Origin of the sequence: Haemophilus sp. HN_Hi16 (assembly GCF_049823435.1) — a bacterium.
Taxonomy (GTDB): Bacteria; Pseudomonadota; Gammaproteobacteria; order Enterobacterales; family Pasteurellaceae; genus Haemophilus; species Haemophilus influenzae_D.
Window position 1 is genome coordinate 1,611,771 of the sequence record NZ_CP187500.1, and the last position, 24,004, is coordinate 1,635,774.

General features: G+C 38.8%; 24 protein-coding genes and 1 riboswitch. Of the genes, 10 read left to right on the forward strand and 14 right to left on the reverse strand.

Annotated elements, in window-relative coordinates:
- Window positions 1-62: 62 nt before the first annotated feature.
- Complete coding sequence (yfbV, locus tag ACPT9C_RS07945) at window positions 63-506, reverse strand: terminus macrodomain insulation protein YfbV (protein ID WP_050948499.1); 444 nt, start codon at window positions 504-506, stop codon at window positions 63-65.
- Window positions 507-722: 216 nt separating this feature from the next.
- On the opposite strand from yfbV, the gene ACPT9C_RS07950 reads away from it, so the two are divergent.
- Together ACPT9C_RS07950 and pta are read left to right on the forward strand one after the other, a co-directional pair.
- Entirely contained in the window at window positions 723-1,928 is a 1,206-nt protein-coding gene (locus ACPT9C_RS07950; RefSeq protein ID WP_012054452.1) for an acetate kinase, read from the forward strand.
- Between the two features lie 67 nt (window positions 1,929-1,995).
- Complete coding sequence (gene pta / locus ACPT9C_RS07955) at window positions 1,996-4,131, forward strand: phosphate acetyltransferase (RefSeq protein WP_005686526.1); 2,136 nt, start codon at window positions 1,996-1,998, stop codon at window positions 4,129-4,131.
- Window positions 4,132-4,207: 76 nt separating this feature from the next.
- Here the strand turns inward: pta and smrB are convergent, their stop codons facing one another.
- A complete protein-coding gene (gene smrB, locus ACPT9C_RS07960; RefSeq protein WP_005689264.1) occupies window positions 4,208-4,711 on the reverse strand; it encodes an endonuclease SmrB in 504 nt (167 codons plus the stop codon).
- 130 nt (window positions 4,712-4,841) lie between these two features.
- Here smrB and prmB point away from each other — a divergent pair, with 130 nt between their 5' ends.
- Complete coding sequence (gene prmB, locus ACPT9C_RS07965) at window positions 4,842-5,786, forward strand: 50S ribosomal protein L3 N(5)-glutamine methyltransferase (RefSeq protein WP_050846899.1); 945 nt, start codon at window positions 4,842-4,844, stop codon at window positions 5,784-5,786.
- Window positions 5,787-5,844: 58 nt separating this feature from the next.
- Here prmB and cysB read toward each other — a convergent pair whose 3' ends face one another.
- From cysB to ACPT9C_RS08000, 7 genes are all read right to left on the reverse strand, one after another.
- Window positions 5,845-6,816 (reverse strand): HTH-type transcriptional regulator CysB, encoded by a 972-nt coding sequence (gene cysB, locus ACPT9C_RS07970; protein WP_021035010.1) that lies wholly within the window; start codon window positions 6,814-6,816, stop codon window positions 5,845-5,847.
- A gap of 10 nt (window positions 6,817-6,826) precedes the next feature.
- Entirely contained in the window at window positions 6,827-7,900 is a 1,074-nt protein-coding gene (gene rluB / locus ACPT9C_RS07975) for a 23S rRNA pseudouridine(2605) synthase RluB (RefSeq protein ID WP_050948500.1), read from the reverse strand.
- Window positions 7,901-7,961: 61 nt separating this feature from the next.
- Window positions 7,962-8,585, reverse strand: coding sequence for an L-threonylcarbamoyladenylate synthase (locus ACPT9C_RS07980; RefSeq protein ID WP_061671377.1), 624 nt, complete (start codon window positions 8,583-8,585; stop codon window positions 7,962-7,964).
- A gap of 121 nt (window positions 8,586-8,706) precedes the next feature.
- Window positions 8,707-9,588, reverse strand: coding sequence for a succinate--CoA ligase subunit alpha (sucD, locus tag ACPT9C_RS07985; RefSeq protein ID WP_050948502.1), 882 nt, complete (start codon window positions 9,586-9,588; stop codon window positions 8,707-8,709).
- Window positions 9,588-10,757: an ADP-forming succinate--CoA ligase subunit beta gene (gene sucC / locus ACPT9C_RS07990; protein WP_061671376.1), complete on the reverse strand. Its 1,170-nt coding sequence runs from the start codon at window positions 10,755-10,757 to the stop codon at window positions 9,588-9,590. Before sucC ends, sucD begins: the two co-directional genes overlap by 1 nt.
- 35 nt (window positions 10,758-10,792) lie before the next feature.
- The gene (gene rlmM, locus ACPT9C_RS07995; RefSeq protein WP_050948503.1) at window positions 10,793-11,884 is read right to left on the reverse strand and encodes a 23S rRNA (cytidine(2498)-2'-O)-methyltransferase RlmM; all 1,092 of its coding nucleotides are present in this window, start codon (window positions 11,882-11,884) and stop codon (window positions 10,793-10,795) included.
- Entirely contained in the window at window positions 11,877-12,770 is an 894-nt protein-coding gene (locus ACPT9C_RS08000; RefSeq protein WP_005660440.1) for a transcriptional regulator GcvA, read from the reverse strand. Before ACPT9C_RS08000 ends, rlmM begins: the two co-directional genes overlap by 8 nt.
- Window positions 12,771-13,376: 606 nt before the next feature.
- Here ACPT9C_RS08000 and ACPT9C_RS08005 point away from each other — a divergent pair.
- Window positions 13,377-14,408, forward strand: coding sequence for a branched-chain amino acid aminotransferase (locus tag ACPT9C_RS08005; RefSeq protein ID WP_050948504.1), 1,032 nt, complete (start codon window positions 13,377-13,379; stop codon window positions 14,406-14,408).
- Between the two features lie 50 nt (window positions 14,409-14,458).
- On the opposite strand, the gene ACPT9C_RS08010 is transcribed toward ACPT9C_RS08005, so the two are convergent.
- Window positions 14,459-14,602 (reverse strand): hypothetical protein, encoded by a 144-nt coding sequence (locus ACPT9C_RS08010; RefSeq protein WP_005689278.1) that lies wholly within the window; start codon window positions 14,600-14,602, stop codon window positions 14,459-14,461.
- Between the two features lie 111 nt (window positions 14,603-14,713).
- A riboswitch (PreQ1 riboswitch) is annotated at window positions 14,714-14,758 on the forward strand.
- Between the two features lies 1 nt (window position 14,759).
- On the opposite strand from ACPT9C_RS08010, the gene queC reads away from it, so the two are divergent.
- Both queC and ACPT9C_RS08020 read left to right on the forward strand, forming a co-directional pair.
- Window positions 14,760-15,452: a 7-cyano-7-deazaguanine synthase QueC gene (queC, locus tag ACPT9C_RS08015; protein ID WP_050948505.1), complete on the forward strand. Its 693-nt coding sequence runs from the start codon at window positions 14,760-14,762 to the stop codon at window positions 15,450-15,452.
- A 202-nt stretch (window positions 15,453-15,654) separates the two neighbouring features.
- Entirely contained in the window at window positions 15,655-16,410 is a 756-nt protein-coding gene (locus tag ACPT9C_RS08020) for a Nif3-like dinuclear metal center hexameric protein (RefSeq protein ID WP_050948506.1), read from the forward strand.
- A gap of 55 nt (window positions 16,411-16,465) precedes the next feature.
- Here ACPT9C_RS08020 and ffh read toward each other — a convergent pair whose 3' ends face one another.
- Window positions 16,466-17,854 carry a signal recognition particle protein gene (ffh, locus tag ACPT9C_RS08025; protein ID WP_050948507.1) on the reverse strand — a complete coding sequence of 463 codons (1,389 nt, stop codon included), beginning with the start codon at window positions 17,852-17,854 and terminating at the stop codon, window positions 16,466-16,468.
- A gap of 280 nt (window positions 17,855-18,134) precedes the next feature.
- Between ffh and ACPT9C_RS08030 the strand changes: the two genes are divergently transcribed.
- From ACPT9C_RS08030 to ACPT9C_RS08040, 3 genes are all read left to right on the forward strand, one after another.
- Window positions 18,135-19,397, forward strand: a complete 1,263-nt coding sequence (locus tag ACPT9C_RS08030; protein WP_040034093.1) for an HlyC/CorC family transporter — start codon at window positions 18,135-18,137, stop codon at window positions 19,395-19,397.
- Between the two features lie 128 nt (window positions 19,398-19,525).
- Window positions 19,526-20,296 (forward strand): threonine/serine ThrE exporter family protein, encoded by a 771-nt coding sequence (locus ACPT9C_RS08035; RefSeq protein WP_005667922.1) that lies wholly within the window; start codon window positions 19,526-19,528, stop codon window positions 20,294-20,296.
- A 1-nt stretch (window position 20,297) separates the two neighbouring features.
- Window positions 20,298-20,777: a threonine/serine exporter family protein gene (locus ACPT9C_RS08040; RefSeq protein ID WP_005628250.1), complete on the forward strand. Its 480-nt coding sequence runs from the start codon at window positions 20,298-20,300 to the stop codon at window positions 20,775-20,777.
- Between the two features lie 46 nt (window positions 20,778-20,823).
- Here ACPT9C_RS08040 and ACPT9C_RS08045 read toward each other — a convergent pair whose 3' ends face one another.
- Window positions 20,824-21,042 (reverse strand): YdcH family protein, encoded by a 219-nt coding sequence (locus ACPT9C_RS08045; RefSeq protein ID WP_050948508.1) that lies wholly within the window; start codon window positions 21,040-21,042, stop codon window positions 20,824-20,826.
- A gap of 120 nt (window positions 21,043-21,162) precedes the next feature.
- On the reverse strand, window positions 21,163-21,444 hold the full coding sequence (locus ACPT9C_RS08050; RefSeq protein WP_050948509.1) for a hypothetical protein: 282 nt from the start codon (window positions 21,442-21,444) through the stop codon (window positions 21,163-21,165).
- A gap of 158 nt (window positions 21,445-21,602) precedes the next feature.
- Between ACPT9C_RS08050 and serS the strand changes: the two genes are divergently transcribed.
- Complete coding sequence (gene serS / locus ACPT9C_RS08055; protein WP_050948510.1) at window positions 21,603-22,892, forward strand: serine--tRNA ligase; 1,290 nt, start codon at window positions 21,603-21,605, stop codon at window positions 22,890-22,892.
- A gap of 50 nt (window positions 22,893-22,942) precedes the next feature.
- On the opposite strand, the gene selD is transcribed toward serS, so the two are convergent.
- Window positions 22,943-23,983, reverse strand: a complete 1,041-nt coding sequence (gene selD / locus ACPT9C_RS08060; RefSeq protein WP_118879840.1) for a selenide, water dikinase SelD — start codon at window positions 23,981-23,983, stop codon at window positions 22,943-22,945.
- Window positions 23,984-24,004 lie beyond the last annotated feature (21 nt).

A 24,004-nucleotide genomic window follows, 5' to 3' on the forward strand; every position in this document is an offset into this window, starting at 1 on the left:
GCCGTTTAAAACGACCGAGGTATTCTACAAAAATACAGCCAAAAAGAAAACGTTTGCGTAAACTAAATTTCCTGCCAAAAAGCACGTTCAAATTTGCTTTGAGCTTTCCTTAAGACCTCTGCTAAATGTTGATATGTCGGTTTTTCTTGCACAAAAGGCAAGGGTTCATTTTGTTGTTTTAAGCGTTCGCAAATATCGTAAAACCATACCGCACTTTGATTTTCTAATGGCGAATTTGCACGCTTACCAAGCCAATAAAGCCCTTGAAAAGGAATAAGCAAGGTAAAAAGTGCGGTCAAAATTGCGATAGAAAATGCCATTAAATCATTTTTTGCATAAATCTGTTGCCACAGTATTGCAAATACAGCAACAAAAGGCATAAATTTTTGTGCAAAACTCGTGGCTTTCATAATACGGTTTTCAGGGAAAATAATCCCTAACTTCGCCTCCTGCGGCCAAGTATTAAGATAAATTTGTCCCTGTTTAAAAATGGAAAAAAACGCCATAAAAAACACCTCAAAAAATTGACCGCACTTATCATACGCTATTTTAAGTCTATTTTTAGTAAAAATAGTTTAATTTTTCAAAAAATACGATAAAGTTTGTATTTTTTCCTTACCGATGAATTTATTTTATTCATCAAAAGGTGTATCCTATACCTAATTTTTCAAACCATCTTAAATGATGGATTTTTATTAACCTCAATCAAATATAGGGTTCCTATGTCAAAACTTGTTCTTATCCTTAACTGCGGTAGTTCTTCACTAAAATTTGCAATTCTTGATCCAGCAACAGGGGAAGAAAAATTATCTGGCTTAGCCGAAGCATTTTTCTTACCAGAAGCACGTATCAAATGGAAACTCAATGGAGAGAAAGGTAACGCAGATTTAGGCGCAGGCGCAGCGCATACTGAAGCGCTTAATTTTATTGCATCTAACATTCTGACTGATGAACTAAAAAATTCTATCGCAGCAATTGGTCACCGTATCGTTCACGGTGGCGAAAAATACACCCAATCTGTTATCGTAACTGATGAAGTTGTTAAAGGTATTGAAGATGCTGCACAATTTGCGCCACTTCACAACCCTGCTCACTTAATTGGTATTCGCGAAGCATTTAACGCATTCCCACACTTAAAAGATAAAAACGTGGTAGTTTTTGATACAGCATTCCACCAAACTATGTCTGAAGAAGCCTTCCTTTATGCCCTTCCATACTCTTTATATAAAGAGCACGGCGTACGTCGCTATGGTGCACACGGCACAAGTCACTACTTCATTTCTCGTGAAGTCGCCGAATATGTAGGCAAACCCGCAGACCAAGTCAATGCTATTATTTGTCACTTAGGTAATGGTGGTTCTGTTTCTGTTGTGCGTAACGGTCAATGTATCGATACGTCAATGGGTTTAACTCCGCTAGAAGGTTTGGTAATGGGTACACGTTGTGGCGATATTGACCCTGCAATCATATTCTATCTATACAAAACTTTAGGTATGTCTATGGAACAAATCGAAGAGACTTTAGTGAAAAAATCTGGTCTTTTAGGCTTAACTGAAGTAACCAGCGACTGCCGTTATGCTGAAGATAACTACGATAATGCATCTAAACCAGAAGCAAAACGCGCTTTAAATGTTTATAGCTATCGTTTAGCGAAATACATTGGTGCTTATATGGCTGTGTTGGGCGATGATCACTTAGATGCGATTGCATTCACTGGTGGTATTGGCGAAAACTCAGCGCACGTTCGTGAATTAGCATTGAATCACTTAAAATTATTTGGCATTCAAATCGATAATGAACGAAATCTTGCCGCACGTTTTGGTAAAGATGGCGTAATCACGACTGATGATTCCGCATTTAAAGCGATTGTTCTTCCAACTAACGAAGAATTGGTTATCGCACAAGATACCGCAAGACTTTGTTTCTAATTCAACAACAAACTGCCGAATTTTTCGGCAGTTTTTATTTATAACATATACATATTAAGGTTTAACTATGTCTCGCACGATTATTCTTATCCCTGTAAGTACAGGCGTGGGTTTAACTAGCATTAGTCTTGGATTAATCCACTCTCTCGAACAAAAAGGCACGAAAGTTGCTTTTATGAAACCCGTTTCTCAACCAAGCACTGGCGAAGATAAATTGGATCGCACAACCTCTATTATTCGCACTAGCACTAGCCTTGAAACTGCCGAACCCTTTATGTTAAGCGTGGCAGAATCATTAATTGGTCAAAATCAGTCTGACGTATTGTTAGAAAAAATTGTAGCTAACCACCAACAATTAACCAAAAATAATGACATTGTTGTAGTTGAAGGTTTAATTCCAACAAGAAAACACGGTTATGCAAATAATATCAACTATGAAATTGCACAAGCATTAGATGCAGAAATCGTATTAGTTGCAGCACCAGCAACTGAAACCCCAACCGAATTAAAAGATCGTGTAGAAGCAGCAGCCTCTTTATTTGGTGGTAAAAACAATCCAAATCTTTTAGGCGTAGTTGTAAACAAATTCAATGCACCTGTTGATGAATCTGGTCGTACACGCCCCGATCTTGCTGAAATCTTTGATTCATTCCAACACAATCATATTAGCGAAACAGAAGTAAACAAATTATTTGCAGGTAGTGCCATCAAGTTATTAGCTTGTGTGCCTTGGAATGCAAATTTAATCGCTACACGAGCAATCGACTTAGTCAAGCATTTAGGTGCATCAATCATTAATGAGGGGGAAATCAATCGCCGTATTCGTGGTATCACTTTCTGCGCAAGAAGTTTACCAAATATGGTTGAGCATTTCCGTGCAGGCAGTTTATTAGTCGCTTCAGCAGATCGTCCAGATGTGCTTGTAGCAGCCGCTCTCGCAGCGTCAAATGGTATTGAAATCGGCGGTATTTTATTAACAGGCGGTTATAAAATTGATGCTCAAATTAATAAACTTTGCCAACCTACTTTTGAAAAAGCGAAATTGCCGATCTTCCGTATTGAAGGCAATACTTGGCAAACGGCATTAAGTTTACAAAGCTTTAATCTTGAAGTCCCTGTTGATGACAAAGAACGTATTGAAAATATTAAACAATACATTAGCCAACACTTTAATGCTGACTTTATCAATAATTTAGTTGCAGATTCTAGCCGTTTACCTCGCTTATCCCCACCTGCATTCCGTTTCCAATTAACTGAACTTGCTCGTGCGGCGAAAAAACGTATTGTGCTTCCTGAAGGCGATGAACCTCGTACAATCAAAGCAGCCGTACTTTGCGCAGAACGTGGCATTGCGGAATGTGTGCTTTTAGCAGATCCTGCATCCGTTCAACGTGTTGCAGAAGCACAAGGTGTTAAATTAGGTAAGGGTATTACAATCATCAATCCTGCTGACGTTCGTGAAAACTATGTTGATCGTTTAGTTGAATTACGTAAAGCGAAAGGTATGACTGAAACCGCAGCTCGTGAACAATTAGAGGATACCGTAGTGCTTGGTACTATGATGTTAGAAGCAAATGAAGTAGATGGTTTAGTATCTGGTGCCGTTCACACGACTGCAAACACCATTCGCCCACCAATGCAGATCATAAAAACTGCACCAGGTAGTTCAATCGTTTCTTCTATCTTCTTTATGTTATTACCAGATCAAGTGCTTGTTTATGGCGACTGCGCGGTAAACCCAGATCCAACAGCAGAACAACTTGCGGAAATCGCAATTCAATCTGCGGATTCTGCGAAAGCATTTGGTATTGATCCAAAAGTCGCAATGATCTCTTACTCAACAGGTACATCTGGTAGCGGTGCTGATGTGGAAAAAGTGAAAGAAGCAACCCGTATTGCGAAAGAAAAACGCCCTGATTTATTAATCGATGGCCCATTACAATATGATGCAGCTGTGATGGAAGACGTGGCTCGCTCTAAAGCACCAAATTCACCAGTAGCAGGTAAAGCAACAGTATTCGTATTCCCTGACTTAAATACGGGTAACACCACTTACAAAGCAGTACAACGTTCTGCAGATTTAGTGTCTATTGGCCCAATGCTTCAAGGTATGCGTAAGCCAGTCAATGACTTGTCTCGTGGTGCTTTAGTTGATGATATTGTATACACAATTGCCTTAACCGCAATTCAAGCGACACAATAGTTCATACAAAACTGTAAAAGAAAATACCGCACTTTGCCCTAGCAGTAAAAGTGCGGTATTTTTTTATAACGTTTTTTTACAAATCAACTAAAATCAAAATTGCGGCTTCGCCACCCCATTCTCTTGGTGCTTGATGTAATGCCCGCACTTTAGGATGTTGTACTAGCCAACGTGGAATTTGTTTTTTCAATGTAAAGGTGCCATAGCCCGTCATGATACTGGCACAATCAATATGCTCATTTTCACAAGCCAGTAAAAGTGCGGCTAATTCTTGCTTAGCTTGTTCACGGGTTAAACCGTGTAAATCTAAAAACAATTCTGGCGAAAAATCTCCACGACGAAGTTGTTTTAATAAATGGGAATCTTCCCCATCACGTAAATATTTCACAACACCATCATGCTCATTCAGTAACGGCTCATATTCATCAGAAAAATAAAATAACGTATCTTCTTTCGCTCGTAATTCTTTCAATTCTATTTTTTTCTGATCACGTTTTTGGTGAGGGGCAACAAAAGTATCTTGTTTCATTGGCTTAATGCCTTTGGTTTCCGCACGGAATAAATCAAATTCGTCTTGCATTTTTTTCTCATTAATTTCAAATTTTGCGTATCATATCATAGTTCTACATTCTCATCTGTGGTATAACTACGCCAAATTTTCATACCGAATTTTATGCTAACTTTTCTACTCACTTTTATGGAGAAATGCGATGGAAACTTCACATAACCAAGAATTAGTTGCAACTATCTTGGAAGATAATGTTGCAAACGAACTGCAAACCATCCAAGATTTTCTGCGTTGGACGTATAGCATTCTCAATCGTTCTGATATTTACTTCGGGCAAGGGCACGATAATCCTTGGGATGAAAGCCTGCAACTCGTTTTAAGTGGCTTACATTTACCCATTGATTTACCTACCGAATTATTTAACAGTCGATTAACCCCATCTGAAAAAGAAACCTTAGTTCAACTTGCATTAACCCGAATCGAACAACGTGTGCCAGTGGCATATTTAACAAATAGTGCTTGGTTCTGCGGTCACGAATTTTATGTCGATGAACGAACCATTATTCCACGTTCTCCAATTAGTGCGTTAATTCAAGATCGCTTTGAAAATTTAATTTCACAAGAACCTCATCATATTCTCGATCTATGCACAGGCAGCGGTTGTATTGCCATTGCTTGTGCTTATGCTTTCCCAAATGCGGAAGTAGATGCTATCGATTTATCGGTTGATGCACTTAATGTGGCGGAGATCAATATTTCACGCCATCAATTAGAACATCGCGTATTCCCGATTCAATCAAACTTATTTACAAATATTTTAGGACAAAAATACGATCTTATCGTGACCAATCCACCTTATGTGGATGAAGAAGATCTCGCCGATATGCCAGAAGAATTCCATTTTGAGCCAGAGTTAGCCTTAGGCTCTGGCAGTGATGGCTTAAACATTACCAAACAAATTTTAAAACAAGCACCAAATTACTTAACCGAAAATGGCGTATTGGTGTGTGAAGTGGGCAATAGTATGGTGAGCTTAATTGAGCAATATCCAGATGTGCCATTTGAATGGGTAGAACTTAAAAATGGCGGGCTAGGCGTATTTGCTATTCAGCGTAAAGATTTAGTGAAATATCACGATCTCTTTTAATCTTTTAAGTGCGGTTGAAATTCTTATTAAATTTCAACCGCACTTCATTTATACATTGTTATCTTGTTTCTAATTCAATGCCTTCAAATAATTTTTTCACTGAATTGTTATCACGCAAACGCTCGGCTTTTTCTACGACACTACGAGTTAAGTGCGGCGAAAAATATTCCATAAAATCATACATATAATTACGTAAGAACGTGCTATGTTTAAATGCAATATTCGTCATACTTGGGCGGAACAAATGGCTTGCATCAATCAGTACAAGATCCGTATCTAGTGCCGTATGTGCCATAGATGCCATAATGCCCACCCCTAACCCCAAGCGCACATAAGTTTTAATAACATCAGCATCGGTAGCCGTAAAGACTATATTCGGTAAAATACCGGCACTATTAAATGCGTAATCTAAATCAGAAACACCCGTAAAACCAAATGTGTAAGTCACAAGTGGGTATTTTCCTAATTCCTCAATGGTCAGTTCTTTCACTTTAGCAAGTGGATGATCGGGCGTAACAATCACGGCACGATTCCACCAATAGCATGGAATTTGAACTAAATCATCAAATAAATAAGGTGCTTCAGTGGTAATTACCAAATCCACTTCGCCTGACATTAAAGCATCGTGAATTTGTGTTGGAGAACCTTGATGAATATGCAAACTCACATCAGGATATTTTTTAGAAAAACGTTCAATCACGCTTGGCAACATATAACGTGCCTGAGTGTTTGTCGTCGCAATACGTAATACACCGTGATTTGGCTGAGTATATTCATCGGCAACGGCACGGATACCTTGCGCTTTAACAAGTAACTCGCGTGCAATCGAAATAATTTTTTTCCCTGCTGGTGTAATTGATTTTATATGCTTACCATGACGCTCAAAAATTTCCAGACCTAATTCATCTTCTAAGAGGCGAACTTGTTTACTGATACCCGGCTGCGATGTGTAAAGTGCATTTGCAGCTTCTGTAACATTCAAATTTTGGTTTACAATCTCAACGATATAACGCAATTGCTGCATTTTCATAAAAAAGTCCTTATTTTTTATAACGTTTATTCATCTCCGAATAACGTTTCACCGCTTTACGAATTTGCCCAGATTTTGGACGACGACTTGCCTGTTTTACATCTAATTTCGTTTCGGTTTCAGCAGGTAATCCCACCAATTCACGCAAATAATTGACGTTTTCAAGATCCATTTCTTCCCAGCCACCACGAGGCAAACCTTTCATTAATTTGATATTTCCATAACGAATACGAATTAATCGGCTAACTTGAATACCTTGGGATTCCCACAAACGACGCACCTCACGATTACGTCCTTCCATCAAGGTTACATCATACCATTGGTTAATACCCACACCGCCTGTAAATTTAATTTCTTTAAAATTGGCAGGGCCATCTTCAAGCTGAACGCCTTTGCGTAAACGTGCTAACATCGCATCATCCACTTGACCAAATACACGCACAGAATATTCACGTTCCACTTCACGGCTTGGGTGCATTAAACGATTTGCTAATTCTCCATCAGTGGTAAAAAGCAATAAACCCGATGTATTAATATCTAAACGCCCTACTGCAATCCAACGAGACCCCGTTAAACGTGGCAAACGATCAAACACTGTGGCACGCCCTTCTGGGTCGCTACGAGTACAAAGTTCCCCTTCAGGTTTGTAATACATTAACACTCGACAAATTTCTTTTTGTGCGTGGCTAAGATTAATGATTTGACCATCAATACGCACTTTCACGCCAGAATGTACGTCAATACGATCGCCTAAAGTCGCAATTTTACCCTCTACGCTCACTCGACCGGAGGCAATCATCGTTTCAATTTCACGACGAGAGCCTTGTCCAGCGCGCGCTAAAACTTTCTGTAATTTTTCGCCCTCTATTTTAGGTTGATTCGAGGCTTTTACAACAGGTTTCGCTTTTGGCTTAGATAAAAATTTGTTATCAGAATTAACCGCACTTTTCTTCGTATTTGCCGTTTCTACGCGTGCAGTACGAGAGACTGAACGTCTATCATTTTTAACTGAAAAATCACTTTTCTTTGCTGAATCTTTGGAAAAGTGCGGTTGTCTTTGAGTTTGTTTTTGACTAGGTTTCATTGTTTTCCTTGAATAATGGAAAGGTCGCTTTCACAAGCGTCTATCTGTTACATAATATGTATTAAATAAAAGGATCAGTGCTTCCACTTCCCTCGCGTAAAATCACTGGCGATTCTTCCGTTAAATCCACCACTGTTGTAGGCTCTTGCCCTAAATATCCACCATGGATAATTAAATCCACTTGATGTTCTAAACGATCACGAATTTCTTCAGGATCGGATTGTGTAGTATGTTCTTCATTAGGCAACATTAACGAACAAGATAAAATAGGCTCGCCTAAAGCTGAAAGTAAATCTAAAGCGATCTTATTATCTGGTACGCGTAAACCAATAGTTTTACGTTTTGATGTCATTAAACGACGCGGTAATTCTTTCGTTGCTGTAAGAATAAAAGTATAACGCCCTGGCGTATTATTTTTAATCAAACGATAAGCAATATTATTTACCGTTGAGTAAGTTGAAAGCTCCGACAAATCACTACACACCAAGGTAAAATTATGTCCTTCAGGCAATTTACGAATTGCTACAATACGATCCATTGCATGTTTATCGCCCATCATACAGCCTAAGGCATATCCCGAATCCGTTGGATACACAATTACACCGCCTTTTTGTAAAATCTCTACAGCTTGATTAATCAAGCGCGCTTGGGGATTTTCAGGGTGGATATAAAAAAATTGGCTCATGTATTTCTTCCTTAAAAAGTGTGCGCTGATTATAGCAGTTTTGCGTTCACTTTATAATGGCGAGCATATAAAAATAAAGGCGTAGAGAGTCAATCTACGCCCTTGTTAAACTAAAGTGCGGTTAATTTTTAGATGATTTTAATACCTTTCTCAAGGCTGAACCAATTTCAGCGAGACTTTTTACACAGGTCACACCAGCGGCGTCTAACGCTGCAATTTTTTCTGCGGCAGTGCCTTTTCCGCCACTAATAATCGCCCCTGCATGCCCCATCCGTTTGCCTTTTGGCGCAGTGATACCCGCAATATAGGCAACCACTGGTTTAGTGACATTATCTTTAATGAAGATTGCCGCCTCTTCCTCTGCGGAACCACCGATCTCGCCAATCATCACAATAGCTTCAGTTTCGGGATCTTGTTGAAATCTTTCGAGAATATCAATAAAACTAGAGCCAGGAATAGGATCTCCCCCAATACCCACACAAGTCGATTGTCCAAAGCCTTCATCTGTAGTTTGTTTTACCGCTTCATAAGTTAAAGTACCAGAACGAGAAACAATCCCCACTTTACCTTTTTTATGTATGTGAGCGGGCATAATGCCGATTTTACATTCATCAGGCGTAATCACACCTGGGCAATTTGGTCCAATCATCACTACGCCCGTTTCATTTAATTTTTGTTTCACTTTAAGCATATCCAATGTAGGTATGCCCTCAGTAATACAGACAATTAACTTAATCCCTGCATCAATAGCTTCAATTATGGCATCTTTACAAAATGGTGCTGGCACATAAATGACCGTCGCTGTTGCCCCCGTATTTTCGACAGCTTCACGAACTGTATTAAATACAGGCAAACCAAGATGACTACTGCCACCTTTATTTAGCGATACGCCACCAACTAATTGCGTTCCATAGGCTAATGCTTGTTCAGAATGAAAAGTCCCTTGTCCACCAGTAAAACCTTGGCAAATCACTTTAGTATTTTTATCAATTAAAATCGCCATTAGTGTTCTCCTTTTGCTGCATTCACAGCTAATTCTGCAGCTTGTTGTAAATTCTGTGCGGTAAGGATATTAACATCGCTTTGCGTTAAAATTTGGCGACCGATTTCAGCGTTCGTTCCTTCTAATCGAACAACCACAGGCACTCTCACGCCCACTTCATTTACTGCAGCAATGACGCCTTCAGCAATCAAATCACAACGAACAATGCCACCAAAAATATTCACTAAAATAACCTTCACGGAAGGATCGGTTAAAATGATTTTGAACGCTTCAGCAACCCGATCTTTCGTTGCACCACCACCCACATCAAGAAAATTCGCAGGCTTCCCACCATAGAGTTTCACAATATCCATGGTTCCCATTGCAAGCCCAGCCCCGTTTACCATACAACCAATATCGCCCTCTAAAGCCACATAGTTTAACTGGAATTTTTCAGCTTCTGCTTCACGAGCATCATTTTGAGTTAAATCTTGAAGTGCTAAGAGATCTTTATGACGAAATAAAGCGTTATCATCAACAGATATTTTGGCATCGAGACAAACCAAATTCCCTTGTTTAGTGAGAACAAGCGGATTGACTTCCAGTAAAGATAAATCTTTTTCTAAAAACAAACGAGATAACCCCATAAAAATATCGGTAAACTGTTTGTTTTGCACACCACTTAACCCTAATTTAAACGCCAATTCACGCCCTTGATAAGGCAATCCTCCAAATAAAGGATCAATGGTAACTTTGTGGAGTAAGTGCGGTGAATTTTGCGCGATTTCTTCAATATTCATTCCACCTGCAGAGGAAGCAATAAACACCACTTTTTGAGAGGCGCGATCAACAACCGCACTTAAGTAAAATTCTTTATCAATATCGCAAGTTTCTTCAAAATAAATCTGGTTTACTGGCTGCCCCAATTTATCCGTTTGAAAAGTGACTAAACGTTGTCCTAGCCATTTTTCTGCAAAAGATCTTGCTTCCTCTACATCCTGTACCAATTTAACGCCACCTGCTTTGCCACGCCCACCCGCATGAACTTGGCATTTCGCTGCCCACTTATCGCCTGAAAGTTGAGCCAGTACCAAATCTACTTCATCAACAGATTGACAGACTGCCCCATTTTTTACGGGTAATCCATAATGCTCAAATAGTTGTTTTGCTTGGTATTCGTGTAAATTCATTCGCGACGTCCTTTTTGGTTATGAAAACAATTCACTCAAGGTTTTAATGCTATATGTACCGTGATTTCTTCACGATCGTGATATAAATGTTTTGCTTGAATCGCAAAATTCAAATTCTGCTCCGCCAACATAACAGCCAAGTTTTCTAAACATAATATCACTTCTTGATAACGTTTTTTCATGGGTAATTTTAAATTAAAGATGGTTTCTCGGCACCAACCATTCAACAACCATTTGCCAATTAATAAAGAAATACGACTTGGTTGTTCCACCATATCACAGACTAACCAATCCACTTTTTTCCTTTTGGGAGGCTGAAATTTAAAGCCATCTTCCACGCAATGTTCAATGCGACCTGTATCATGCAAACTCGTCGCCATTTTTCCGTGATCAACCGCATAAACAAATAAACCACGTTTGACTAATTGATATGTCCAACCCCCAGGGCAAGCCCCTAAATCAACGCCAATCATATTTTCATTTAAACGTTTATTCTCTTCTTTACGCGGAATAAAAGTCAAAATAGCTTCTTCTAGTTTTAACGTAGATCGACTCGGCGCATCTGCTGGAAATTTTAAACGAGGGATTCCCATAAAATGGGGGGAATGATTATCTACATAAGAATATCCCACATAACAGCAATTCGATTTTACAAAAAAACAATGTAAAAATTGACCGCACTTTTGACTCGCTTTTGCAGAAAGCCAGCCTTGTTTTTTCAATGCCTGACGTAAAGGCACGGTAAATTTACGGCAAAAAGTGGAAAGCTCTTTCGCTTCATTGGTATCTGCAGTTTCGACAAAAAGCTCGCTAGATTGAGCAAAATTAACTTGTTGCGATAATGCTTCAAACACCGCCACAATGGGACTAATACGATCAGTGGGATCTAAATCTTCCAATAAATCGGAAATAACTATCATCTGACGAGCAAAAATCAAACGATTAAAAGGAATGTCTCGGGCAAGGCGATCTGCCTCATCAGGTTGATAACATTCAAAAATCACATAGCCCGAATTATCTTGTACTCGTGCAAAACCAAATACTCCTAAATGACTTGCTTGATCAGTAATCTCTGCGGCGACTTCTTTCTCAAAACCTGGGCGACAATATAATGCGAGTTTATTCATTTTCTTCTCGTTTAATTGAGTTAATAATCCATTGGCGGAATGCTTGAATTTTTTGGTCATCAAGGCGATCAAGATGATTGACCACATAAAATGATTTTGGATCAGGCAAATTGGTTGGCAACACCGCTTGCAATGATCCATTTTCAATTTCTTGCAAAGCTAATAAGCGATTAGCTAATACAATGCCTTGCCCGTGAATAGCCGCCTGTAACGCCATAAATGTATGGCTAAATAACGGCCCTTGCTGAATATTTAAATCATCTAACTGTAAATGATTTGCCATCGCTTGCCAATTATCACGGGTATGAATATGAATTAATGTGTGTTTTTTTAAATCTTCAGGCTGAATAATTGGATTTTTATCTAGTAATTCAGGCGACGCAAAAATCAATAAATTTTCTTCGCCAAGACGATCTACTTGAAGATTCTGCCAATTTCCCAAGCCATAATAAATAGCAAGATCAATTTCTTTATTTAACAAGCCTTCATCTTGATCCACGCCTGTTAAACGCACCTCAATTTGCGGATAAAGCTGATTAAATTCACTCAAATGTGGAACTAGCCATTGAATACCAAAAGTTTGTGGCACGCTAATATTTAAATGCGGGTCCGTTTTTAACGTTAATAATCGCTCTGTTGCTTCATTTAAACGACGTAGAATTTTATTAATATCAACAAAATAAGCTTTACCAAGCTCCGTTAATTCTAAAGAACGATTCTTTCGCTTAAATAATTCAATTCCTAAAAATTCTTCTAATAATTTAATTTGATGACTAACCGCCGCTTGTGTCACACAAAGCTCATCTGCAGCTTTAGTAAAACTTAAATAACGAGCAGCAGACTCAAAAGATTTTAGCGAATTCAATGGGGGCAAACGTTTATACATAAGTATTTCCATTCATAAATTTTATGTCTATAATGGACAAGATTTATTTCAAATTAGTTTTTCTAATACCTCAAATAAAAAAACGTCGCTTGTCCTTTCTTGCCCTTTTTTCTTAAAATATCGCCATACTTAATGATTGGTAATTCCTTACTAGTTAATGAGTTTCAGACTTAAGTATGATGTTGTGTTTGCATATAGTTCGGGAAACCGAACTTGAGTAACAATTTGTTACTCATTTACTTCCTGTATATTATTAAACCGATTTGGTTAAATCGCCGCTCCATTGAGCGGCGTTTTTTTCATCCTAATTCTATCACAATTACATATTGATTTCCTGATCCACTTCACAATTTTGACAATTCCTTGTTGATTTCTTGAAATTTGAGCGATTTTGAAAATCTATTATTTTAATCAAAGAGAGAATATTGTAGATTAAGCAACACTTTCACAAAAATATATCACCGTGGGTAAACATACCCACGGCTAATTATAGTAATAATGGTTCCCCTTTGGGGAACATCCTATCTCCCCCAAAGGGGTAGTATTAAAACTAGCCTAGGGTATACTTACCCTAGGCGACATAACTTCATAAAAAAAGGAAGCAAAATGAAAAACTTAGACTGGAATAACCTTGGTTTTAGTTATATTAAAACAGATTACCGTTTCATCGCTCACTGGAAAGAGGGCAAATGGAACGAAGGAAAACTCACGACAGATAGCACATTACATATTCACGAAGGTTCTACCGCACTTCACTACGGTCAGCAATGTTTTGAAGGCTTAAAGGCTTACCGCTGCAAAGATGGTTCAATCAACTTATTCCATCCACAAGCCAATGCAGAACGTATGCAACGTACCGCAGACCGTCTTTTAATGCCACGCGTACCAACTGAATTATTCGTACGTGCGTGTAAAGAAGTGGTTAAAGCTAACCAAGATTGGTTGGGCCCTTACGGCTCTGGTGCAACCTTATACTTACGTCCATTTTTAATTGGCGTAGGCGAAAACATCGGTGTGAAAGCGGCACCAGAGTTTATTTTCTCTGTTTTCTGTTGCCCAGTGGGTGCTTACTTCAAAGGTGGTTTGGCTCCATCAAACTTCATCACGACCGATTACGACCGTGCAGCACCAATGGGAACCGGTGGCGTAAAAGTGGGCGGAAACTACGCAGCAAGCTTACTTCCGCACGAATTAGCAGCAGAACAAGGCACACCAGAACGTAAATTTGCGGATGCTATTTATTTAGATCCAAAAACTCACACCAAAATTGAAGAAGTCGGTGCGGCAAACTTTTTTGGGATCACAAAAGACAATAAATTTATCACGCCAAAATCAGAATCAATTTTACCAAGTATTACCAAATACTCTCTTTTACATATCGCAAAAGAGCGTTTAGGAATGGAAACAATCGAGGGCGATGTGTATATCGATCAGCTAGATCAATTTGCTGAAGCTGGTGCCTGTGGTACAGCAGCAGTAATTACCCCTGTAGGCGGCATTCAACACAACGGCAACTTCCACGTATTCTATTCAGAAACTGAAGTAGGCCCTGTTACCCGTCGTCTTTACGATGAACTAACAGGCATCCAATTCGGTGATGTCGAAGCACCTGAAGGCTGGATTGTGAAAGTAGAATAATTTCTAGCAATATAAAAACCAAAAGAGTGGTTGAAATTAACCGCTCTTTTTTATTGATTCAATCCCCATTGGCGAGAATCTTTATCAAATTTAACACCTGAATGCGAACCTTCTGCGCCGTTAAAATACACATCTTTATTCGCGCAAGCTGAAATAATCAATGTGCCAGCGATAATGAATAACCATTTTTTCATAAATAAACCTTTTTGCTAAATTAAAAACCTGTGAATTGTAGCACAACGACTTCACATCCCAACGAAATATTTCACTTGTCTTGCTAAAATAGAACTTCCCCACTAGAATACCCCCCCGTAGTTCGCAAACCTCCTACAATAAAAAACTAGGTAGAATATGAATATTTTCAATCCAAACCACGATCGTAAAGCGATTGTCATCTTTTCAGGTGGACAAGATTCCACAACTTGTTTATTCCAAGCTATTGCTAAATACGGCAAAGAAAACGTAGAAGCCATTACCTTTCAATATGGACAGCGTCATGCTATTGAGTTAGAAAAGGCGCGCGCCATTGCGCAAAATTTAGGCATTAAACAAACCTTGATTGATACATCTGTTATGAAAGCTATCACGCATAATGCCTTAATGGATGAACAGTCGCATATTGAGCAAAAAGAGAATGAATTACCAAACACTTTTGTTGATGGTCGCAACGCTCTATTTTTACTTTATGCAGCGATTTATGCGAAAGGTCAAGGCATTCAAGATATTATCACTGGCGTATGTGAAACAGATTTCAGCGGTTATCCCGATTGCCGAGATGTGTTTATCAAGTCTATGAATGTTACATTAAATTTGGCTATGGATTATCAATTCAATATCAAAACACCATTAATGTATCTCACTAAAGCCCAAACTTGGCAACTTGCTGATGAATTAGGCGTATTAGATTATGTACAAAAACATACGCACACTTGCTATGAAGGGATTGAAGAGGGATGCGGAAAATGCCCAAGCTGTATTCTTCGCAATAAAGGCTTACAAGAATATTTAGCACAAAAGTGCGGTAAAAAAACACAAGGAATTTAAACCGCACTTTAAATAAAATAAAAAATTTCTTATTTCCCCTTGATCGCTATAAATTTATGTATATAATGAATCCTGTTTTAGATACTAGATAGTAATTTAATAGTAATGAAACTTGGCTAGTGCATTCCCCCACTCCTTCGCACTAGCCATTTTTTTTGGAATTTTGTACCATATCTCAACTTTTTCCAATCAACGATCCATTATGAATAATCTCGAACTTGAACAACTCATTAACCAAAAACTTTCTTCCGATAAAATCAATGACTATGCCCCAAACGGTTTACAAGTCGAAGGTAAAACAGAAATCAAAAAAATCATTACAGGCGTAACAGCGAGTCTGGCTCTAATTGATTACGCAATCAGTCAAAACGCCGATGCGATTTTGGTTCATCACGGATATTTTTGGAAAAGTGAAAACCCTTGTATCCGAGGAATGAAAGGCAAGCGAATTAAAGCACTTTTAGTAAACGACATTAATTTATATGGCTATCATTTGCCATTAGATGTGCACCCAGAATTAGGCAATAATGCACAATTAGCCAAACTGCTCGACATTAAAAATTTACAACCATTAGAAAAAGGTGCTGTAAGTATTCCTGTTTGGGGCGAATTAAAAGAACCGATGACAGGTAAAGACTTTGCAGAAAAAATAGAAAAAGTGTTAAATCGAAAACCGTTAATTTGCATTGAAAACGGACCGCACTTAATCCGAAAAATTGGTATCTGCACCGGTGGCGGACAAGGTTATATTGATCTTGCGGCAGAACAAGGCTGCGATGCGTTTATTACTGGAGAAGTGTCAGAACAAACGATTCATTCTGCCCGTGAGCAAGGATTACATTTCTTCTCTGCAGGTCATCACGCAACAGAACGATATGGCATCAAGGCATTAGGCGAATGGTTGGCGAAAGAATATGGTTTTGATGTAGAATTTAAAGATATAGATAATCCAGCGTAAAATGCAAAAGTGCGGTAAAAATATTTCTTTTTAACCGCACTTTTATCTTCTGAAATTATCGTTTAAACATTCCGCCTAAACCGCCAAGACCGCCTAAGCCTCCGCCCATTAAGCCTTGCATTCCACGCATCATTTTAGCCATACCGCCTTTACGCATTTTCTTCATCATACGTTGCATTTCATCGAATTGTTTAAGTAATTTATTAACATCTTGCACTTGAGTGCCAGAGCCTAATGCAATGCGACGACGGCGAGATCCTTTGATAATATCTGGGTTCGCACGTTCTTTTAGGGTCATGGAGTTAATGATCGCTTCCATTTTGATAAACATTTTGTCATCTACTTGATTTTTAACGTGATCAGGCAAATTTTTTGCACCTGGTAATTTATCAAGCATAGACATCATACCGCCCATTTTTTTCATCTCGATAAGCTGCTCGCGGAAATCATCTAAAGTGAAATCATCGCCTTTCTTGAATTTCTGCGCCATTTTTTCGGCTTTTTCACGGTCAACAGAACGTTCAAGATCTTCAATCAACGAAAGCACATCGCCCATGCCCAAAATACGGGAAGCGACACGGTCTGGATGGAACGGCTCAAGTGCTTCTGTTTTCTCACCTACCCCCAAGAATTTGATTGGTTTACCTGTGATTTGACGAATTGATAAGGCTGCACCACCACGCGCATCACCGTCCACTTTTGTCAAAATAACACCTGTAAGCGGCAATGCTTCATTAAAGGCTTTTGCCGTATTGGCTGCATCTTGACCAGTCATCGCATCAACAGTGAAAAGGGTTTCGATTGGATTTAACGCTGCATTGACTTGCTTGATTTCATCCATCATTTCTGTATCAACATGCAAACGACCTGCCGTATCCACAATCAACACATCGTAGAATTTCAGTTTTGCATCAGCAAGTGCCGCTTTAGCAATATCAACTGGATTTTGTTTGACATCCGATGGGAAAAAATCCACGCCAACAGATTGAGCCAAAGTTTCAAGTTGCTTAATCGCAGCAGGGCGATATACGTCGGCAGAAACCACTAACACTTTCTTTTTATGGCGTTCACGCAAAAATTTTGCCAATTTACCCACACTGGTGGTTTTACCCGCACCTTGTAAACCTGCCATTAAGATAACTGCTGGTGGTTGGGTTGCGAGATTTAAACTCTCATTGGCTTCGCCCATAGCTTTTTCAAGCTCACGCTGAACGATTTTTAAGAACTCTTGCCCCGGCGTTAAACTTTTATTGACTTCTTCCCCAAGCGCGCTTTCTTTTACTTTTGCGATAAATTCACGCACCACAGGTAAAGCAACATCGGCTTCAAGTAATGCCATACGCACTTCGCGTAAGGTTTCTTTAATATTATCTTCCGTTAAACGACCTTTTCCTGTGATATTACGTAAGGTTTTGGAAAGGCGATCCGATAAATTCTCAAACATGGCTAACAATCCTGTTTTTCTTAAAAAATTAAGCTGATTATACCGAAATTTAGGCGTTTTTCATCATTTCAAATGAAAATGGATTTTTGAGTAGGCGATTTCATGAAGAAAGTATAGGACATAAGGAAAAAGAATGATTATTTAGCCAATTTCAGGTATTATTCTGCCCACTCTTGGCTATTTGAGCAGCTATTTGATTTAGCAAAATCAAATAACAGGTAAAAAGTGCGGTGAAAAATGACCGCACTTTTTGTTGATTAACGAACAAAAGGATTTTCCCTTGGATAGCATTCCCCTTAGTACTTTATTTATTATTCTTATTATCTGTTTAGTTTTATCAGCCTATTTTTCTGGTTCTGAAACTGGACTACTCTCCCTCAATAAATATCGTCTTCGTTTTCTATCTGAACAAGGCAATAAAGGCGCGAAAAAAGCGGAAAAACTGCTAGAAAAGCCAGATACCTTGTTAAGTTTTATTCTTATTTTTAATAACCTTGTGAATATCAGCGCATCTGCAATTGCAACAGTAATTGGTATGCGTTTATATGGCGATGCCGGCGTGGCGATTGCAACGGGTTTGCTCACTTTCGTAATGCTCGTATTTTCTGAAATATTCCCCAAAACGGTGGCTGCAATGCACGCAGAAAAAGTGAGTTTTTTTTCAAGTCATATTTTAACTTCATTGCTTAAAATCTTTTATCCGCTCGTTTGGTTAATGAATATTTTTACTAAATCCTTGATGCAAATAGTAGGGTTAAAACTTGATATGCAAAAACAAGTAATTAGTAGTGAAGAACTGCGTAGTATTGTGTCAGAAGCGGGCGAAGCAACACCAAATGAACAACATCCACAAATGTTGCTGTCTATTTTGGATATGGAGACAGTCACTGTTGATGACATTATGGTTCCCCGCAACGAAATCGGCGGTATAAATATTGATGATGATTGGAGAGCTATTATGCGCCAGCTCAATCACGCCGCACACAATCGTGTTGTACTTTATAAAAGTAGCCTTGATGAACAAGTACTTGGCATTTTGCGCGTGCGTGAAGCATTCCGCTTGCTCCTTGAAAAAAATGAATTTACCAAAGAAACCTTAATTCGTGCCGCTGATGAAGTGTATTTCATTCCTGAAAGCACGCCATTAAAAACGCAACTTGCGAATTTCCGTGCAAATAAAGAGCGCATTGGCTTAGTTGTAGATGAATACGGCGATATTAAAGGGCTTGTGACGTTGGAAGATATTTTGGAAGAAATTGTTGGGGATTTTACCACTTCCACCGCCCCAAGCATTGACAAAGAAGTAATTCAACAGTCTGATGGTTCAATGATTATCGATGGCTCCGCTAATCTACGCGATCTCAACAAAATGTTTAACTGGGAATTAGATACAGAAGATGCTCGTACTTTTAATGGTTTAATCTTAGAACACTTAGAGGAAATACCCGATGAAGGCACGATTTGCGAAATTGATGGTTTGCTAATCACTATTCTTGAAGTGGGCGATAATATGATAAAACAGGCGAAAGTCGTCAAACTTTAATCATAAAAAACTCCGCCAAATTGAACCGCACTTTTGACTTGGATCATAAGTGCGGTTCTTTTTTTGCGCATTTTTTAGAAAAGATTTTTATAATTCTTTCTAGGTATATTTTGATAGAGAACAAAGATATGGAACACGAATATCAACGGGCGGTGACTCGCGTGTGCGTACAAACGGCACTGCTCTTGTTACAACATGGGGCAGAAAGTACCGTGGTGGTACAAATGGCGCAGCGTTTAGGCGTAGCACTTGGCGTAGAAAGTGTAGAATGTGCACTTACGGCAAATGCAGTTGTGCTGACGACCTTATCAGATAATCATTGCATTACTACCGCACGAAAAAATACAGATAAAGGCATTAATATGCAAATGGTCACGGATGTTCAACGCATTGTGATTGCCGTTGAGCATCATTTGTATGAGTTAGAGATCGCACAAAGAAAACTGGATCAATTAAAACCGCTTAAATATAACCGATGGTTAGTTGTATTCATGATTGGCTTATCTTGTGCAGCATTCGCCCATTTATCTGGCGGCGACTGGATAATTTGCGGCATTACCTTTGTGGCAGCCGCCATTGCCATGTTTGTGCGACAAGAATTTTCTAAACGGCACTATAATCCTCTTATCGTCTTTTCCATCACCTCTTTCGTCGCCTCTCTGATTTCTGGCGTGAGCTTAAAATATAACTTAGGTAACGATCCTCAAATTGCCTTAGCATCTAGTGTGTTATTACTTGTGCCAGGGTTTCCGCTGATTAATTCTTTGGCGGATATATTAAAAGGTTATGTGAATATGGGATTAGGCCGTTGGACGATTGCAACTATTCTCACTTTTGGTGCATGTCTTGGTATTGTATTCGCTTTAAGCCTATTACATATTACAACTTGGGGGCATTAAAATGTTATTAGACATCACAATATTTATCTTGAAATTACTCGATGATATGCTATTTGCTGCGATTCCAGCGGTGGGCTTTGCTTTAGTATTTAATGTACCGCCCAAAGCCTTAAAATATTGTGCAATTTTAGCCGCACTTGGGCATGTTACACGCACATTATTACTGCATATTAATATGCCTATTGTATTTGCTACATTCTTTGCCACTTGTGTGATTGGATTTTTAGGCGTGCATCTTTCCCATCGTTATTTAGCCCATCCCAAAGCCTTCACCGTTGCCGCAATTATCCCCATGATTCCCGGTGTTCATGCTTATAAAGCAATGATTTCAATGGTACAAATTCATCATTTTGGCTTTTCTGATGCTTTATTTGAACAGATGATTAGTTCCTTTATTAATACCAGTTTTATCCTAGGCGCAATAGTATTTGGATTGGCTTTACCGGGCTTATTGTTTTATCGACAAAAACCTGTGGTGTAACACTAAAAACAGTGCAACAAAAAAGCCGACATTTGTCGGCTTTCTACTATTCTTGTGATTTTTTCTTGAGGTATTCATAAAGCTCATCTTTAATCCGTAATTTTTCTTTTTTCAAAGCCTCAATTTCCATGTGAGTGGCGAGCTGAATGTTTTCCTGCATATTCTTAATTTCATGATCTAATTCGTTATGCTTTTCAAAAAGACGATCAAAATAAGCATCATTACTTTTAAGCTGGGTAATTAAGTCTCGATATTCGGGAAACATAGCATTGCTCCTATAGTGGTTTTAACTGGTTTCAGTTTACTACATTCACCCCAAATAAACAGAACAGGATCTTAAAAATTTGACAACGATCACAAAAATTTATTTATCGCAAATAATTCTTTATTCTTTTGCTTTTTTATTTCTTCCTGCACCTAAAATCATCATCGCTAACAAACTAAGAATAATTCCAAAGCCAGCACCAATACCCGTTGAGATAACATAAGGTTTCTCTGCCATCACAAGATTAGGCTGTTGAACAAAATGAAATGCCACCAAATTATTATCTAATGGTTGAATAGATTGCATCATCTTCAATTTATTTTGTGAGATGAAAACACTTCCTCGCAAAACCAGTCCGCCACCGATAAGCATAAACAGAAAAGAAAGAATAAATTTTCTCATAATTTACCTAAAATTCAGACTAAATGGGGCTGGGTTCTAACACAAAGTGCGGTCAATTTTTCTTTATTTTTATCCGCTGGCTTTTAAACTGGTTTATTTAAAGAAAGCACGCTAGAATAAGGCTATTTTCATTTCAACGAAAAAAGTAAGGAAATTCTATGATCGATCCAAATTTGCTCCGTAATAATTTATCCGAAGTCGCAGAAAAATTAAAAGTAAAACGCAACTTTATTCTTGATACAGAAAAACTCACTTCATTAGAAGAACAACGCAAGAACTTACAAGTCACTACTGAAAATTTACAAGCGGAACGTAACTCGCGTTCCAAAGCGATAGGTGCAGCCAAAGCGCGTGGTGAAAATATCGAACCATTATTGGCTGAAGTAGATAATATGGGCAACCAATTGACTGAAGCAAAAGCACAATTAGATGCGGTACTTGCGGAAATCAATCAAATTGCATTAAGTATTCCAAATCTACCTGCAGACGAAGTGCCATTAGGCAAAGATGACACCGAAAATAAAGAAATCTTACGTTGGGGCACGCCACGTACATTTGATTTTGAAGTAAAAGATCATGTGGCTTTAGGCGAAGAAGCAAATGGCTTAGATTTTGCCGCAGGAGCTAAATTAGCTGGTGCGCGTTTTGCCGTAATGAAAGGTCAAATCGCTAAAATGCACCGTGCATTAGCGCAATTTATGTTAGATCTTCATACTGAACAGCACGGCTATTTAGAAACCTATGTGCCTTATTTAGTGAATCACGCCACACTTTATGGCACTGGGCAATTACCAAAATTTGGGGAAGATTTATTCCATACGCTTGCTTTAGAAGGCGAACAACCTTACGCATTAATTCCAACCGCAGAAGTGCCAGTCACTAATTTAGTGCGTGATGTAATTATTGATGAAGCAGAATTGCCAATAAAAATGACCGCACATACACCATGTTTCCGTTCAGAAGCAGGCTCTTACGGTCGTGATACTCGCGGTTTAATTCGTATGCACCAATTTGATAAAGTGGAAATGGTACAAATCGTTGATCCAGATAAATCAATGGAAGCACTTGAAGAATTAACAGGTCATGCGGAAAAAGTATTGCAATTATTAAATTTACCATACCGTAAAGTTTTACTTTGCACAGGCGATATGGGCTTTGGTTCTTGCAAAACTTACGACTTAGAAGTGTGGGTGCCTGCACAAAATACTTATCGTGAAATTTCTTCTTGCTCAAATATGTGGGATTTCCAAGCTCGCCGTATGCAAGCACGTTGTAAAGCAAAAGGCGATAAGAAAACGCGCTTAGTGCATACCTTAAATGGTTCTGGCTTGGCTGTTGGTCGTACTTTAGTGGCTGTGCTTGAAAACTATCAAAATGCAGATGGTTCAATCACCGTGCCAGAAGTGCTACGTCCGTATATGGGCGGATTAGAAATTATTGGAAAATAATCCTTCTATAAATAAAAAAGCGTGGATTTTAAAATTTCCACGCTTTTTTATTAAGCTATTTCAACAGCGACATCGGATTCTGATTTAGATTTTAATTCACCTACTTCATATAAATCAATGCCCGCATCTTTGGCTATTTCAATGACCGTTTGAACGCTATTAGGCTCAACTGCCACTAATAAACCGCCTGATGTTTGAGGATCGCACAAAATCGCTTTTTGTTCTTCCGTTAATAAACCCACTTTATGCCCATAACTTTCAAAATTACGCCCTGTTCCTCCGGGGACGCAACCTTGAGCAATATAATCTTTTACGCCGTCCAAGGTTTTAATTTTGTCCGCAAAAACTACCGCACTTAGATTTGAACCTTCACAGATTTCAATTAAATGACCAAGTAAACCAAATCCTGTGACATCCGTCATTGCTGTTACGCCATCCACTTGGGAAAATTGGCTACCAATGGAATTCATTTGGAACATAGCGGCAGTGGCTAAACCTTGATGTTCTGGCTTAAGTTTTCCTTTTTTCTCCGCCGTCGTCAAAATACCGATACCAAGCGGTTTCGTCATATAAAGCTTACAACCTGATTTTGCAGAAGCATTACGTTTCACTTTTTCAGTGTCAATCACGCCTGTCACCGCTAAACCAAAAATAGGTTCGGGTGAATCAATGGAATGTCCACCTGCCAAAGCAATACCCGCTTGATGGCAAGCAAAGCGACCGCCATCAACAATTTTCTGTGCAACTTCTGCAGGTAATACATTAGTTGGAAAACCTAAAATAGCGATTCCCATAATCGGCTTACCGCCCATAGAAAAAATATCACTGATGGCATTGGTTGCGGCAATTCGTCCAAAATCAAAAGGATCATCTACAATCGGCATGAAAAAGTCTGTGGTACTGATAATCGCAGTTCCATTCCCAAGATCATACACCGCTGCATCGTCTGCGGTTTCATTGCCGACGAGCAGATTTGGATCATAAAATTTTTCCAGTTCTGAATGTAAAATTGTCCCTAACACCTTAGGCGAAATTTTACAGCCTCAACCTGCACCATGGCTGTATTGCGTCAGCCGAATTTTTTCTTCCATTTCTTATTTACCTTGTTGAAT